Annotated in this window: 10 protein-coding genes and 3 pseudogenes; 9 read left to right on the top strand and 4 right to left on the bottom strand. The window is 71.6% G+C overall.

Annotated features, from left to right (window positions below; translation table 11 throughout):
• Positions 1-337: 337 nt before the first annotated feature.
• On the top strand, positions 338-1,666 hold the full coding sequence (locus ACZ5DC_RS25530) for a phthiocerol/phthiodiolone dimycocerosyl transferase family protein (protein WP_468656352.1): 1,329 nt from the start codon (positions 338-340) through the stop codon (positions 1,664-1,666).
• Positions 1,667-1,720: 54 nt separating this feature from the next.
• The gene (locus ACZ5DC_RS25535; RefSeq protein ID WP_468656354.1) at positions 1,721-2,239 is read left to right on the top strand and encodes an RNA polymerase sigma factor; all 519 of its coding nucleotides are present in this window, start codon (positions 1,721-1,723) and stop codon (positions 2,237-2,239) included.
• Positions 2,240-2,390: 151 nt separating this feature from the next.
• Here ACZ5DC_RS25535 and ACZ5DC_RS25540 read toward each other — a convergent pair whose 3' ends face one another.
• Positions 2,391-3,128: a PAS domain-containing protein gene (locus ACZ5DC_RS25540; RefSeq protein ID WP_468656356.1), complete on the bottom strand. Its 738-nt coding sequence runs from the start codon at positions 3,126-3,128 to the stop codon at positions 2,391-2,393.
• 671 nt (positions 3,129-3,799) lie between these two features.
• Between ACZ5DC_RS25540 and ACZ5DC_RS25545 the strand changes: the two genes are divergently transcribed.
• On the top strand, positions 3,800-5,089 hold the full coding sequence (locus ACZ5DC_RS25545) for a helix-turn-helix domain-containing protein (RefSeq protein ID WP_468656358.1): 1,290 nt from the start codon (positions 3,800-3,802) through the stop codon (positions 5,087-5,089).
• Between the two features lie 494 nt (positions 5,090-5,583).
• Here ACZ5DC_RS25545 and ACZ5DC_RS25550 read toward each other — a convergent pair whose 3' ends face one another.
• Entirely contained in the window at positions 5,584-8,703 is a 3,120-nt protein-coding gene (locus tag ACZ5DC_RS25550) for a S8 family serine peptidase (protein WP_468656360.1), read from the bottom strand.
• 156 nt (positions 8,704-8,859) lie between these two features.
• A pseudogene (locus ACZ5DC_RS25555) lies at positions 8,860-8,987 on the bottom strand (IS630 family transposase); the annotation flags it as partial.
• A 901-nt stretch (positions 8,988-9,888) separates the two neighbouring features.
• Here ACZ5DC_RS25555 and ACZ5DC_RS25560 point away from each other — a divergent pair.
• The 5 genes and pseudogenes from ACZ5DC_RS25560 to ACZ5DC_RS25580 form a co-directional block, all read left to right on the top strand.
• The gene (locus ACZ5DC_RS25560; protein ID WP_468656362.1) at positions 9,889-10,827 is read left to right on the top strand and encodes a LysR family transcriptional regulator; all 939 of its coding nucleotides are present in this window, start codon (positions 9,889-9,891) and stop codon (positions 10,825-10,827) included.
• Positions 10,828-10,897: 70 nt separating this feature from the next.
• Positions 10,898-11,611, top strand: coding sequence for an SDR family NAD(P)-dependent oxidoreductase (locus ACZ5DC_RS25565; RefSeq protein WP_468656364.1), 714 nt, complete (start codon positions 10,898-10,900; stop codon positions 11,609-11,611).
• A 42-nt stretch (positions 11,612-11,653) separates the two neighbouring features.
• Positions 11,654-12,019: a nuclear transport factor 2 family protein gene (locus ACZ5DC_RS25570; protein ID WP_468656366.1), complete on the top strand. Its 366-nt coding sequence runs from the start codon at positions 11,654-11,656 to the stop codon at positions 12,017-12,019.
• 227 nt (positions 12,020-12,246) lie between these two features.
• A pseudogene (locus ACZ5DC_RS25575) lies at positions 12,247-12,477 on the top strand (mycothiol transferase); the annotation flags it as partial.
• A 3-nt stretch (positions 12,478-12,480) separates the two neighbouring features.
• Positions 12,481-12,651: pseudogene (locus ACZ5DC_RS25580) on the top strand (integrase core domain-containing protein); the annotation flags it as partial.
• A 16-nt stretch (positions 12,652-12,667) separates the two neighbouring features.
• On the opposite strand, the gene ACZ5DC_RS25585 reads toward ACZ5DC_RS25580, so the two are convergent.
• On the bottom strand, positions 12,668-13,333 hold the full coding sequence (locus tag ACZ5DC_RS25585; protein ID WP_468656368.1) for a DUF4097 family beta strand repeat-containing protein: 666 nt from the start codon (positions 13,331-13,333) through the stop codon (positions 12,668-12,670).
• 234 nt (positions 13,334-13,567) lie between these two features.
• On the opposite strand from ACZ5DC_RS25585, the gene ACZ5DC_RS25590 reads away from it, so the two are divergent.
• On the top strand, positions 13,568-14,317 hold the full coding sequence (locus ACZ5DC_RS25590) for a helix-turn-helix domain-containing protein (RefSeq protein WP_468656370.1): 750 nt from the start codon (positions 13,568-13,570) through the stop codon (positions 14,315-14,317).
• Positions 14,318-14,419: the final 102 nt, after the last annotated feature.

A 14,419-nucleotide genomic window follows, 5' to 3' on the forward strand; every position in this document is an offset into this window, starting at 1 on the left:
GAGGTCGCACGCCGGGGCCTGGTGAACACGCACCCTGGCCCCGGTTCTACGGCACATCACGGTGCGCCACCGCACTCGGCCCGGTCAAGGCAGCACCGGTCCACGAGTGGCATTTCAGGGAATTCCCCAGAGAACGCCGGGCCAGGGAGTGCAGGCCCGACGCCAACTTCTAGGGAATTCACGCAACTTCACCTCCGGAAGGTCTCCCGGGTGGATTGGAGGACGACGCGCGGTGCACTCTCGAACGCGACTCCCCGACGCCCGCGGCCACAGGCCGGCCACAGGCCGGTGCCGCCCGCGGGCCACCCATTGGACGATCGAGAAGAGGGCTGCCCTCATGCACCGTGCGCTGTGTCCGGTCGAGTCGCTCTACGTGGGCCAGCGAAGCAGGGCCGTGCTGTCCTGCACCCTGCGCGGACGCGTCGACATCGAGGCGCTGACCGCCGCGTTCCGTGCCGTGACGCAGGCCAACCCGACCCTGCGCTCCCGCATCGTGGCGGACGGCACCGGCCATGCGCTGGCTCTGCTCGACGAGGCCGAGCGGCCCCGCCTGGAGACCCGTACCGGAGAGTTGGCCGAGGCCTACGCGACGGAGCTGAACAGGCCCCTCCCGGTGGGCGGCCCGCTGTCGCGCGCGGTCCTCGTCAGCGCACCGGACGGCACGGACCACCTGTTCGTCCTGGTGGTGGACCACACGGTGACCGACGGCCACAGCAGCATCACGCTGCACAACACCCTGTGGGACCACTACCGGTCGCTCGTCACCGACGGGCAGGCACAGTCCTTCCAGGCCGACGTGCCCGACGCCCCGGACTGGCCCGAGCCCGTCAGCACACTGCTCCCCCCGGCCGACGAAGCGGACACCGCCGCCTACCTGGACGCCCGCGTCTCGCGGACGAAGCGGCACCCGGTCGAACTGGTGCCCTACGACGCGGCACACACCCCGGACCAGGCGCCGGCCGCCGGGGCGGGGGAGGGGCACATCGAGGTGTGCCGGCTCACCCTGGACACCGAACACACCACACGCCTGCGGGAAAGGGCGCGGCAGGCCGGCGTGTCCGTGCACGCGCTCATCGCCGCGGCCCTGCTGGCCACGGCCCGACGGCGCCTCGAGGGTGAGGACTCCCGCACCCTCGGCTGCCTGTCCCCCGTCGACCTGCGCTCCCGGCTGACGCCACCGCTGCCGGCGTCCGTCATGGTGCCGGCGGTCACCACGCACCTGCAGACCCTGGAGGTGGCCGCGACCTCCGACCCGCTGGATCTGGCGCGTACCGTCCACGCCCGGGTGAGCGACTTCATCGCCGGCGGCGGTCACTTCCACGAGATGCGCATCACCCCCGAGATCCCGGGCAACCCCGCACTCCAATTGGCCACGGTGATCGTCACCAACATGGGTGTCGTCCCGGGACCCCGCCTGCCCGGCGACCTGCGGGTGGTCGACGTCCGCTTGGTGCCCGCCCGCGAGCACTACTTCCCGCAGGCCGGCCGCAGCCCCGTCATGGCGTGCGTGGTCTCCTTCGAAGGCCGTCTGGCCATCGAGTTCCCGCACTACACCGCCTGCTTCAGCCCGTCCTTCATGCGTGCCTTCCGCGACGAGGTGCTCGACGGCCTCCTCGCCTTCACGACCGCGGCCCGGCGCGAGCCCGCCACCGCCGACGCGGGCTGAACGCCACCCGCACGCATGCATCACGCCGGTTGCCGTAAGGAGTCCTCCTGCGTCATGTCCACCGTCAGCGAACTCGCCTCCCCTCTGACGCTGCTGCCGCGCGCCCAGTCGGGCGACGAGCACGCCATGAACCACCTGCTGAACCACATCACGCCGTACGTCACCCGGATCTGCCGGTCCATCACCCGCGACGACGCGGCCGACGCCACCCAGGAGGCGCTGCTGGCCATCTACCGTGGGCTGGGCCAGCTGCGCGAACCGGTGGCCTTCTACGGGTGGGTGCGCGCGGTGACGGTCCGCGAGGCCGTGCGCACCGCCAAACGCTTCGGCGAGGAACAGACCTGCGGGCAGATCGAGTCGCAGCAGCAGGCGAACCCGTTGGACGCGGTGCACATCAGCGATGTGCTCGAACGTCTGTCGCGGGCGCACCGGCAGGTCCTGACCCTGCGCGCCTACGGTATGAACGAGGAGGAGATCGCGGAGGTGCTCGCGCTGCCCGTGGGCACGGTACGGTCCCGCCTCTTCCGCGCCCGCCGCCGCTTCCAGGAGGCGTGGCAGCCCTCGGCGGCGTGAGCCGAGGGCAGGACGAACCCGGAGGCAGGGGCTCCCGGAGGCCGCCGCGCCCTTGTCCAGCGGCGACCTCCTGGTGGCTGCCGCGGGCGGCCGTACCACGAGGGCCGTGGCCTTTCTGACGCCACGGCCCTCGTCAGGGCGACTTCCGCGCCTAGGACTTGACGCGGTCCGGCCGCACGCGTGGCGGCCACTGGCCGGCGGCGAACATCCCCAGCGCATGCGCACGAGAGACCAGCGCGGGCCGGTTGGGGGTGTCGAACCTCCGCAGCATCTGACCGATGCGGTACTCGATGCCCTGGCGGCTCAAGTAGAGGCGGGAGGCCAGCTGCACCGTCGATTCGCCGCGTGCCACACCCTCCAGCACCTGCGCGTCGAGAGCGCTGAGCACAGGTGTGTCGCCGGCCGCCGGTGCGCTGTCCTGGTGCGGTATGGGTGACGCAGGTGTGGGGGCGGTGGCGAGGCTGCGAAGAAGAACGACGACGCCGGACGCCTCACCGGACAGGCCGTACAGGGCGATGCCGGTGAGGTCGGCCCGGAAGAGTCCGCCGGCACCGTTCGTGCCCATGACCTTGTCGGTGAATCGGAACTGGCGGCCCGAAGAGAGGGCGGCGAACCGTTCCCGCAGGCGGGCGGGTGTCGGTGAGTGCAGAAGGTCGAGGAGGCGGTACCCGCGTATCTCTTCCGCGCTGAGGCCGAAGTGCCGGGCGAACTCCGGCTCCGCGGCCGTGATGACGAGGTCGTCGGAGAGAGTGCGGGCCGTGCACACGGCCCGCGACGCGGGAGCGGGCCGTGGACTGTTCGTGAGCGGCGTGCGGCGGAGGGGAGGGGCCGGGTGCGCGGTGGAGTGGTGCTTGCGGGGCGAGGCGTCTGGGAAACTCGTGGTCGCCACGGACGTACCGTCCTTTTGCTGCGCGTAGTGGGGGCGGGGGTGTGGTGCGGGACGGACCGGCGCGTAGGTGCCAGGGTGTCGGCGAGCGTCCGGCGCACAGGCGAGCCACCGCGTCGGCGGCCGCGGTCTGCTGTTCCGCGAGAAGGTGGGCCGGTGGGCGTGTGCGGATGGTCCTGGACGGCTGGTCACGGGGAGCGGATGCGCCCGACGAGGATCGGCCGATGGCCGGATAACGTTGTCACGGCCACTCGATCTCGCCAGGTGGCATGCGGACCGGCCGCGGACCGGGTGTGGCGAGTTGTAGGGCGGACCTTCGCGTTGAGCCCGGTCGGGCGTGGCGCGGCACGGAGACCTCCATGGAACGAGTTGGGGGAATCGCGTCAGGACGGCCCTTCGAGGCTAAGGGGCGGCAACCCCCTTGGCAAGGGTTTGCCAGATGAACCGAGTGCTGTGCCAACTCCGTTGTCTAGGTGGATTGTTGTCATTCCGACGGCCGCCCTCGGCCGGTCGCTGAGCAGCAACACGCCTACTGACCAGGTGCGTTGCTGCTGGGTTAGTGCCTTGCCGCCCCTCAGTGGGCTTCGTAAAGTGTTGACAACTCCAGGTCTCCGATCGAACGGGCCGCGCGAGGGGCGGAGGTCTGGCGTGCGTCACTGGAGCAGAGGTGGGAGATGCTTGAGCAGCCGCACTTCGGCCGTCGGCTGAAGAGGCTCCGGCTGGAGCGAGGTCTGAGCCAGGCAGGGCTCGTCGGCGACGGCATGTCGACGGGGTACCTGTCGCGCCTGGAGTCGGGTGAACGCCGGCCCACCGAACGCGCCACGGCGTATCTCGCCGAGCGGCTGGGCGTCGATGCGTCCGCCCTGATCGGCCCTTCACCCCAGCGGTCCCTCACCTGTGAGCTGGCGGCCGTGTTGTCGGCGCCGTCCGGCGCCTACGACATCGCGGCCCTCGGCCGGGCGGTCGACGAGGACGCCGACGACGATCCCGCCACCCGCTGGCAGGCCCTGTGGTTGCTGAGCAGCGCGGCCGGCCGTCTCGGCGACTACCCGCAGCAGCGCGGACGCCTGCTGCGACTCCTGGAGCTGAGCGAGCTGTTGGAGGTGCCCGAACTGCGCGTGCGGTCATACGTGCAGTACGCCCGTTGCATGCGCGCCCTGGGTGACATGCGCACAGCAGAGCCGGCGGCCGCCCAGGCGTTCTCCCTCGCGCGCGCCGAGGAACTGTCCGTGTCCGACACCGCGGCGGCCCTCATGGTGCTGATCGGCATCGAGGTCGAGCTGGGCAGGCTGGACGCGGCCGCACGGCACGTCGACGAACTTGAGCGGGACTGGCTGTCCGTGGCCGCACCGGCACAGGCGGCCGAGGGGTGGTGGACCGTCGCCATGGTCCGCAACCGCCAGGGCGACCACGCCTCCGCCCGGACCGGACTGGAAACGGCCCTGCGACTCCTGGAGGGCAGGGACGACCTGACCCTCTGGATCCGGCTCCGGGCCGCGGCCGCCGCCGCCGAGCTGGAGGTGTCACCGCCCCGACTGGCCGCGGCAGAGCGCTGGCTGACCGAGGCCGCGTCCGTCGTGGACCTGATCGGCACGCCGGCGCAGGTCCAGGAGCTGCGCGCGCTGCAGGCCCATCTGGCCTTCCACCGGGGCCGGACGGACGAGGCCCGCGCGATCAGCGGCACACTGCTGGCCGAGGAGGACCTGCGTCTGCCCTACCGCGACCGGGTACGGCTGTCGGTCCTGGACGGTCGGCTGATGATCCTGTCCGGGCGTGTCGAGGACGGCATCGACCTCCTCCAGCGGCTCGGCCGTCAGGCAGTGGAGTCCCAGAACCTCGACCTGGCCGCGCATGTCTGGCAGTCCTTGGCCCAGACCCTGGCGGACCTACGCCTCCCGCACACGGCGGACAGCGCCGGCACCACGCCGCAGCCATCCGATCAAGGCGGCCACGCGAGCCCGTGACGCGGTCCACCACCGGCTCCCGAAAGGCCGACGAAGACGCCGGACACGGCGATCGCCCCTCCGAAGAGGCCGGGCGCCGCCGTCTGTGCGGCGACGGCCCCCGGACGGCTGCGGCTCCTCTCGATCACCGGATGGACCCTCGCGAGGTCCGGGTCTCGCCGAGTGACAGGAGTGGTGCGCCCTGGTGGAGTCGTCTCCCGTACCGTCCGGCCGCGGGCCTGCGGCGCACGAGCGACACGATCGATGATCCGGGGCATGGGCACCGATCCATCGGATGGCCGGCCAGTTGGACAACGTGCTGCCCGCGCGCAACCCGAGAAGGCCCCCGCCCGGCTGGCCGCGGGGGCCTGCGGCGGGCGACTCGCTGTGCCATCGCGCCGAGGAGCGGGACGCCGGCTCCGTGGCCCGGGACGTGAGCGCGCCGGTGGGGCGGGAGCCGCTCGGCCCCGCCCCACCGGCCACCCGGGAGCCACGGCCCCCGGGGGATTACCGCGTCACTCCCAGGAGTCCTGGTTCGTGGACACCAACTGACCCGGGATCACCTGGCCGTTGGTGCTCAGCTCGGTGTACGCCCAGTACTCGACGTCAGGCTTCAGCGGAGCGTTCGGCCGCAGTTTGTACGGCGGTGTCGTGCCGCGCTCCACCGCGGTCGGCAGTTCCAGCGTCGCCGGCTCGTAGTGGCCGTCGCGGCCGAGGACGACGTGGCCGAGCCGGTAGTCGACGACCGGGCTGCGGGAGTCCTGTGCGAAGACGTACGCCGTGTACGTGCCCGCCTCCGGCATGAAGACCCAGGCCCGCTCGGAGCTGCTCCAACTGGCGGCGCTCCGGTAGACCAGCTTGTCGCCCTTGTACAGCCAGAGGTCGAGGTTGGTGTCCGGGTCGTCGGTCGCGGTGTCCACGACGATCCCGGCGCTGCCCGCCGGCACCTTGAAGGAGTGCGCCCGCACCCCGAGGGCCTTCCGGTCGAAGACCCCGCCGCTGACCCCGGTCCGCATCGAGTACGACTCCCGCCGCATGGGGGCGTAGCCGGTCGACCGGCCGGAGACCGGGCCGGTGAAGCCCGGCTCGAACGTGCCGTAGGTGCCGTCGGCGAGCCGGCCGAACTCTTCCAGGTTGTCGTCGTACTGCCGGGGCGAGATGCCCCACGGGCGCGCGGCGACCGGAATCCTCACCTGGTGGGCGCTGCCACGCCAGGTGATCGCGCCGGTGACGTAGCGGTCCCACGGTGCGCTGCCGCGCCGCAGCGTGATGGTGACCGAGGCGGTCTCACCCGGTGCCACCGTCACCGTTGCCGGTGCGACGCTCACCCGCATGCCCTCCAGCCCGCTCGTCGAGGCGTGGTACGTCTCCCGCTTGCCGCCGACGTTGGTCAGCTTGCGGGTCAGCACCACCGGTTTGGTGCCGTCGTAGTCACGCAGCCCGATCGACGGCAGGTTCAGCTCGCGGCCGTCGGGCTGAGCCGCTTCGCTGAAGGCGGTCAGACTCCTGGCGTCCGGCTCGATGACCAGTCCCGGATCGGCGGCCCGCTTCAGCGACGGCAGTCCGCTGCCCTGGGCCAGCGGGCTGGTGTCGCCCACGGTGCCGGCCGTGGTGTGCAACGCCGAGGCGACCGCGCCGGGCGACCAGCCGGGATGCTCGGCCCGCAGGATCGCGGCCTCACCGGCCACGTGCGGGGTAGCCATCGAGGTACCCGAGTACGCGTCGTACTGCCGGCCGAAGTTTCCCGGCGGGGAGACGGCCGCGATGATGTCGCTGCCGGGGGCGACCAGGTCGGGCTTCATCAGCCCGGGGTGCGTCTTGTCCGGCCCTGTCGAAGAGTAGTCCGCGATGGTCGGCGCAGCCGGGGCCCCGGAGCCGTGGCTGCTCGAAGTGAGCCGTGCGGTGCCGTCGGCCGGGTGCCTCATCAGGTAGTTGAAGATCTCGCCGGCCTGGTCCCTGGTGTTCAGATAGAGCACCGGGAAGTCGTAGATGCTGTTGACCCGGAAGTTGCCATTGGGGTCGAAGAGGACCATTGCCGCCGCGTGCTTGGCTTTGAGCTCCTCCACCGCGGCGTAGGGGCTGTCCAGGGCGCAGGCGACCACCTTGCCCTTCACCTTCGCCGGGTCCAGGCTGCCGGGCTCGCAGTACGCCGAGCCCTCCTCCAAGGTGCCGGCCTGCTCGCCGAAGACCAGCGGCAGGGATCGGCCGCCGGGGAGCACGTCCAGCGAGGCGCCGGTGATCGAGGTGCCGTCGCCGAGCCGGAGGGTTCCCTCGTTCACGTGGGTCACCGCCGCGCCGACTGTGGTGACCCACGGCTGGGTGTTGCTGACCGCGCTGCTGAAGCCGGAGTTGCCGGCCGCGGCCGTGACGAAGACTCCGGCCAGCGTGGCGTTGAGGAAGGCCTGGCCGATCGGGGTGTTGGGCTCGCTGTCCCCGAACTGCGTTCCGATCGAGTAGTTGAGCACCTGTACGCCGTCGGCGACCGCGGCGTCGATGCCCGCGATGATGTCGGCGTCGTATCCCGAGCCGCCCCACAGGACCTTGTAGACGGCGATCCGCGCGTCCGGGGCCACACCGGAGACCGAACCGAAGTTCCGCCCCGAGATGGTGACGTTGTCGACGGGCAGGCCGGCCGCGGTGGACGCCGTGTGCGTACCGTGCCCGACCATGTCCCGGGGGGAGAGCACCTCACCCTCGGGCAGGGTGCCGCCCGACGCCGCGAGGAAGGTGTCGGCGAAGTACCGGGCGCCGACGATCTTGCCGTTGCAGTGCTGGGCGGCGAAGGTGTAGCCGGTCTGGCAGGTGCCGTGCCAGCCCGCCGGGGCCGTCGGTATCCGCTTGGCGAACGACGCGCTCTCCGGCCAGATCCCGGTGTCCAGGACGCCGATCACGACCCCGGCGCCGGTGCTTCGGCCCGGCTTCCGCGCGGCGGACCTCCGCGCGCCGGCCGTCGGCGAGCCGGCTGCCCGGGCGCCGGTGGCGGACGCCCCGGTCCTCGCTGTTCCGGCGGTGCCCGTCGCCGTGCCGGTCGTCGGCTGCGGCGTGGTGTCACCAGGAGACGCCTGGCCGGCACCGACCACCTGGGACTCGGTGACCGAGCGGACCCGCTTGTCCGCCTTCAGTTCCTCGACCTGGGCGGGGGTCAGCGTGGCGGAGAATCCGTTGAGGGCTGTGGTGTACACCTCGTCGACCGTGATGCCGGCTGCTTCGGCCACGGCCGTCCGCTGGGTACCGAGATGTTTCCGGTACGCCTTCGCCGCCCCCGACTGCGGTTCCAGCGGCTCGCCCGGTGCCGGGCGGGTCCGGGCCAGCCCCGAGAGCCGGCCCGTGTACGTCGCCACAGGTTCCTCGGCGAGCTGCACGATGTACGGAGTGCGGCCGGAGGGCTTTCGCTTGTGTTTCGCCTCGGACTCGCCGGCCTGGCGCGGTCTGAACCGGCCGGCGCCCCCGGTCAGGTCGACCCGATCTCCGCCGGGTCTCAGTCCGGAGCTGACACCGCTTCCCACCGAGGTGTCCGGCTCGGCGGCTGCCGCCGTTGCCGTACCCCCGGTGGCGACCGTGCCGCCGCCGGCCAGGACGAAGACCAGCAGGGGTATGGCCAGCCTCCGTCGGTGGGCTCGTCTGCTCGTACCCACGAGACTCCTTCCAGTAGCTCCCTGATGGGAGCGATCCCATGGACGTCGACGCTCTCTCCCGGGATGTGAGGGGGGAGCGTGACCTACCTAACTTGACGTCAGTTAACGACGTGTTACCGGCTGTTTCGGATGCTTGCGCGGCCACAGTGGCCGTTGCATGCGGACGTTGTCCCGGACCAGCACGATCGGACCGCCCGGCTGGATCCGGACGCGCGGACCAACAGGCCATGAAAGTCCCGCGAACCGAAGCCCTTGGGCTGGTCCTCGCGTCCGTGGAATGCGCGGCCGCACCTGTGGGAGGTGAACGGCGGAACGGCCCGCCCCGCCTTCCAGGGCCGCCGCCCCCGTGGCGAGCGCCGCAGACGAGCCCGAGTAGACCCACTGGCCAGACCCGGCAGACCCCCTCCGCGAGCCCGCGCAGCCTGGTGGCGCCGGCGGGGCAGAGTCCACGGCTCGATGGGCGAGGGCCGGTACCGGGCCGTGAGCGAGGGTGCGGACGGGACGCGACTCGTCACGGTGTGCCGACGCCTGTCGCGGTGGCCGAAGACCCGGCCAACAGGGTTGTCTCAGGCTATCGTTGACGTGTCCCTCCGAGAGGGTAGTTGCTCCGTCACGCTCCTGTTCGATGCTCGTTCACACCCAAGCCGACCGGCTTGTCCGGCAGATGCCTGGGGAATCCTGATCTCGGCGTTCTGATCACACGGCCGGCCTGGATCGGGGCCTGGGCGAAAGGGCCGACGCCCATGCCCGCGACCGGGCGTGGCGGCCGACCTGGCGGCACGGGCTCAGGGGACCTGGGCGGCATTCGGACGCCGTCGACCCGGCCGGGTCGTCGGCATGGGACCCCGAAGGAGCGGTGATGAGCGTCGTCCACGGGCGCAGCGGCCGGACGCGAAGCACCCCTGGTGGAACTCCTCCTCGTCGTCGGCCCGCCGCACGCCGATGCGCGGAACTCGCCCACCGGGCGCCACAGCCGGGCCCGATCGCCATGGCCGGCCGTTCCGTCGCGCGGCTTGCCGCTGGTCAACCTCGTGTCGTCGCGGACGCTCACGGTGATCTCGGCCAGGAACTCTCGCACGATGTACCCGCGCGGTCGTCGGTGAGGCATTCATGCGCCCGAGGCCGGCACCGATGGCATGACCGGCCGCCTCGCCGCTGGGAGGCGCGGCCCCCGGCGCGCGTAGCATGGCGCGCGTGGAACTGCGCCAACTGCGGTATTTCGTCGCCGTCGCCGAGGAACTGCACTTCGGCCGGGCCGCCGAGCGGTTGCTCATCGCGGGCCCCTCGCTCTCCCAGCAGATCAAGGCGCTCGAACGGGACCTGGGCGTCCGGCTGTTCGATCGTAACCGCCGCTCGGTCTCCCTCACCCCGGCCGGCACCGCGCTGCTCCCGCACACCCGTGCCCTGCTGGAGCGGGCCGACGACCTCGAGCGCCAGGCCGGCCGACTGTCGGGCTCGGAGTCGGTGCGGCTCGGTTACGTCAACTGGCTGCCGCCGGACCTGACTTCGCGGACAGCCGCAGTGGCCCGAGTGCACCTGGACGCCTGGGTCGCCCCCTCGCACACCCAGGCCGCGCGGGTTGCCGACGGCAGCCTCGACCTCGCCGTCTGCTGGGTGCGCGCCGAGGACCTCGAGCGGCTCGGGTTGCGGGCACGACTGGTCGGCGCCGACCGCCTCTATGCCGTCGAGAAGGGCGGCGACACCAGCGACCCACCGGATGTGGCGGCCCGGGACACCGATGTACTGATGGACGATGACATCACCTCCTGGGCGTCCTGGAACGTGTACGCCGAGGAACTGGCGCAGGTCACCGGGGCCCGCGTGGTGCGCGTCTCCGATGGTGCCATCACCGGCCCCGCCTTCTTCGACCACGTCCGCCGCTGCGCCCGCCCAGTCCTCAACTCACCCAAGGGGCAGACCGCTCCGCTCCCGCCCGACCTGGTCCGCCGCGAGATCGTCGCGCCGAAGGTCTACTGGACCTGGTCCCTGGTCTGGCGCGCGAACGAGGACCGTCCCTGGGTCCTCGCCGCCGTCGACGCCCTGTGCGACGGCGTCGGCGACCCCGGGATCCACGCTCCGGACGCCTGGCTGCCCGCCGACGATCCGTACGCGATCCCGGCCTGACGCGCACGGGGAGGCTGAGCCTTCCAGGCGGTAGGAAGCCGGTCGGTCATCCTGCTCGGAGAAGGTCAGCATGAGCACACAGGACCAGAAGGTCGCGATCATCACCGGGGCCTCGCAGGGCATCGGCGCCGCCCTCGTCCAGGGCTACCGCAAGCTCGGCTACGGCATCGTCGCCACCTCGCGCACCATCGCCCCCGCCGACGACGCCGACGTCGTGACCGTACAGGGCGACATCGCCGAGCCGGCGACCGCCGAGCGGGTCGTCACCGCGGCACTCGAGCGGTTCGGCCGCATCGACACCGTGGTCAACAACGCGGGCATCTTCGTCGCGAAGCCCTTCACCGACTACACGGCCGAGGACTACGCCAGCGTGACCGGCATCAACGTCGCCGGCTTCTTCCACCTCACCCAGCAGGCCCTCCCGCACCTGCTCGCCCAGGGCGGCGGGCACATCGTGAGCGTCACGACCAGCCTGGTGGACGGTCCGGACGCCCGGGTCCCCTCCGTCCTCGCCTCGCTGACCAAGGGTGGCCTGCAGTCCGCGACCAAGTCCCTGGCGATCGAGTACGCCACCCGGGGCATCCGCGTCAACGCCGTGTCGCCCGGCACCATCAAGACCCCCATGCACCCCGAGGAGACCCACGAGTTCCTCGCCGCCCTGCACCCGGTCGGCCGGATGGGTGAAGTGAGCGACATCGTCGACGGCGTGCTCTTCCTGGAGACGGCGCCGTTCGTCACCGGCGAGATCCTGCACGTCGACGGCGGCATGAGCGCCGGACACTGACCGCACCTGACCGTACACCGAGTCTTGGACCAAGGAGTGGACATGACCGCCACGACCGACGACGCGGAGATCCTGAGCGGAGTGCAGTGGAAGGCCGCGGTCGACGCGCACCAGCCCGACCGCGTCGCCGCCCTCTTCACCGAGGACGCCGTCTTCCAGGGGCTGCACCCCTACAGCGTCGGACGCCAGGGCGTCGCCGACTACTACGACTCCCAGCCCCTCGGCATGAAGGCGGCATACCGGATCCTCGAGACCAGGCGGCACGCCGACGGCCTCGTCCTCGGCTACCTCGCCGTCGAGTTCTCGTTCACGGAGCGGCCCCCGCTGGACGTGAAGCTCTCCGTCCTCGTCGTCCGCACAGGGGACGACTGGTCCATCGGTCACTATCAGGTATCCCGCCTGGATTAGCCGACGGTGTGGCGTACCCGCGCTGTCAGCGGCTCCTGCTCCGCGGCCCGAGTCTCACCGGTATCGCGGCGTCCACCTGCGCGGGGCTCGCAGGGCGTCCCTCGCGTGGCGCGCCCGGACCTGCCCGAGGGGCCTTGGGCACCGGCCCGAGCCCTGCGGACCGCGCGGAAGGCGACTTGGGACGACTCCCTGCGCGACCGCACGATTCGGAGACCCTGGCGACCGTGATCGAAAGCCTGAGCGAAAAGACTCCGCAGGGTGAGGTCGGGGCACTGCTCCGCGTCCTGGACGGACAGCGGCGCCACGTCCTCGGCATCCTCGAAGGGCTCGACGCCGAGGATCTGCGTCGGCCCGTGCTGCCCTCCGGATGGCACTGCCTGGGGCTGGTCCAGCACCTCACGCTGGACGTGGAGCGGTTCTGGTTCCGCGCGGTCGTCGCCGGGGACGAGGGGGTCATCCGCGGTACCCTGCTCGACGAATGGGCCTACCTGCGGCCCTACACCGGCAACACCGAACGCACCGCCGCCCTGGCAGACTTCCCGCACACCTACAACCACCACCGCTGCCACACCGCACTCGCAGGCCAGCCACCCATCAGCCGCGTCAACAACGCTGCGGCTCAATACACCTAGCGCCGGCCCCGCTCCCTCACAGGCTCCGGGCGGAGATGTCCCCGTGGGAGGTGGTGGCGCGGATCTCCAGTGCGGTGGTGCCGTCGTTCCTGAGGGCGTCGTGGACGCGGCCGAGGCCGGTTTCGGCGTCCAGGGCCGCCGAGACGCCGTTGGCGGCGGCGACCGAGATGTCGCCGGACTGGGTGCGGAGCACGACCGTTCCCTTCGCGGCCTCGTTGACCCGGATGTCGCCCCTGGCGGTGCTGATGTCCGCAGACCCGTTCAGCCGGCCGACCTCCACGTCGCCGTCGACCACGGTGAGACGGACGCTCGCGGCCTCGTCGACCTTGAACCGGCGGTACGCGCCGTCGAAGGCGACGTCGCCGAGGCGTCCGACTCCCCGGAACTCCGCGCCGGCGGCCTTGCCCTCGACGCCGGAGCCGGCGGGCAGCTGGACGGTGACCTCCAGGGAGCCGGAGGGACCGAAGAGCTGCTTGCCGCCGGCCGGGGCCGTGATCCGCAGGACGCCGTCGGCGTAGGCGACGGTGGTCTGCTCGGCGGCCTTGGTGTCCCGGGACTTGGAGGGGTCGGCGGGCAGGACCTCGACGGTGGTGTCGGCGCGGTCCGAGGCGATGAACTGGACGCGCCCGGCCGGGATGTCGATGACGGCGGAGACCGGGGCGGGGGTGTCGAACTTCTGCATCGTGCTCTCCCGTGTTCGCTGTTGTTTCCGACATTGGAAAAGCTACGTTGCTTTCCAAGTATCGGCAACGCACTTGTTGCATCAGATGGGAAATATTGCAGGTCAGAGTACTCGAAGTGTTGCAATGAGCTTGCGGGTAACGCAACGACCCCTGCAGTGTCGTTGCAATGAGCGGGAGGTGAACGCTATGCTGGGGATCACCGAACGCCGTGACACATCTCCGAGGAGGCCCCGTTGCCGGGAGGCAGGCTCACCCAGCAGGAACGCCGGCAGATCGCGCTGGGCCTGGCCGACGGCCTCGCCTACGCCGAGATCGCCAGGCGCCTCGGCCGTCCCACCTCCACGGTCACCCGAGAGGTGATGCGCAACGGCGGCCCCACCGCCTACCGCGCCGAGCTGGCCCACCGCGCCACCGAACGCCGCGCACGCCGGCGCGGGCCCGCCTCCTCCCGGGACCCGCAGTCGGTCCCCCAGTCGCACGGACGCGACGCCGAGGCCGTGGCCGAGTACGAGGAGACGCTCACCACCGTCCTCATGGCCTCGGGCCTGCCCAAGATGACGGCCCGGGTGCTGACCTGCCTGTTCACCACCGACGCGGGCAGCCTCACCGCGTCCGAACTCGCCCGGCGCCTCCGGGTCAGCCCGGCGTCCGTCTCCAAGGCGATCACCTTCCTGGAGGGCCAGAGCCTGGTCCGCCGGGAACGCGACGAACGCCGCCGTGACCGCTACGTCGTCGACGACGAGCTCTTCTACCAGGCGACGATCGCCAGCGCCCGCGCCAACGACCGACTCGTCGAGACCGCACGCCGAGGCGTCGCCGTCCTCGGTCCCCACACCCCCGCCGCCAACCGCCTGGAGAACATCGCCCGCTTCCTCGACTTCATCAGCGAGAGCATCACCCGCGCCGCCGAGCAGGCCCGCGAAGTCCTCCACACGAAACCCGTGACCGCCCCGAACGACACGGCAGTCCCGGCCGACAGCTGACACCAGACCGGCGGCCAGGGCCGGCCCCGCCACCACTGACGGCGCGCCCAGCCGCCGACGGCACCCGCCCCCCGTAGGCCGGCCGCGCCCGGCCGGGGCGTC

The organism is Streptomyces sp. NPDC031445, from assembly GCF_055581365.1.

Bases quoted from the DNA above. Each gene is read 5' to 3' on its own strand.
- ACZ5DC_RS25530 (WP_468656352.1), top strand. From the start codon at position 338: ATGCACCGTGCGCTGTGTCCGGTCGAGTCGCTCTACGTGGGCCAGCGA.
- ACZ5DC_RS25535 (WP_468656354.1), top strand. From the start codon at position 1,721: ATGTCCACCGTCAGCGAACTCGCCTCCCCTCTGACGCTGCTGCCGCGC.
- ACZ5DC_RS25545 (WP_468656358.1), top strand. From the start codon at position 3,800: ATGCTTGAGCAGCCGCACTTCGGCCGTCGGCTGAAGAGGCTCCGGCTG.
- ACZ5DC_RS25560 (WP_468656362.1), top strand. From the start codon at position 9,889: ATGGCGCGCGTGGAACTGCGCCAACTGCGGTATTTCGTCGCCGTCGCC.
- ACZ5DC_RS25565 (WP_468656364.1), top strand. From the start codon at position 10,898: ATGAGCACACAGGACCAGAAGGTCGCGATCATCACCGGGGCCTCGCAG.
- ACZ5DC_RS25570 (WP_468656366.1), top strand. From the start codon at position 11,654: ATGACCGCCACGACCGACGACGCGGAGATCCTGAGCGGAGTGCAGTGG.
- ACZ5DC_RS25585 (WP_468656368.1), bottom strand. From the start codon at position 13,333: ATGCAGAAGTTCGACACCCCCGCCCCGGTCTCCGCCGTCATCGACATC.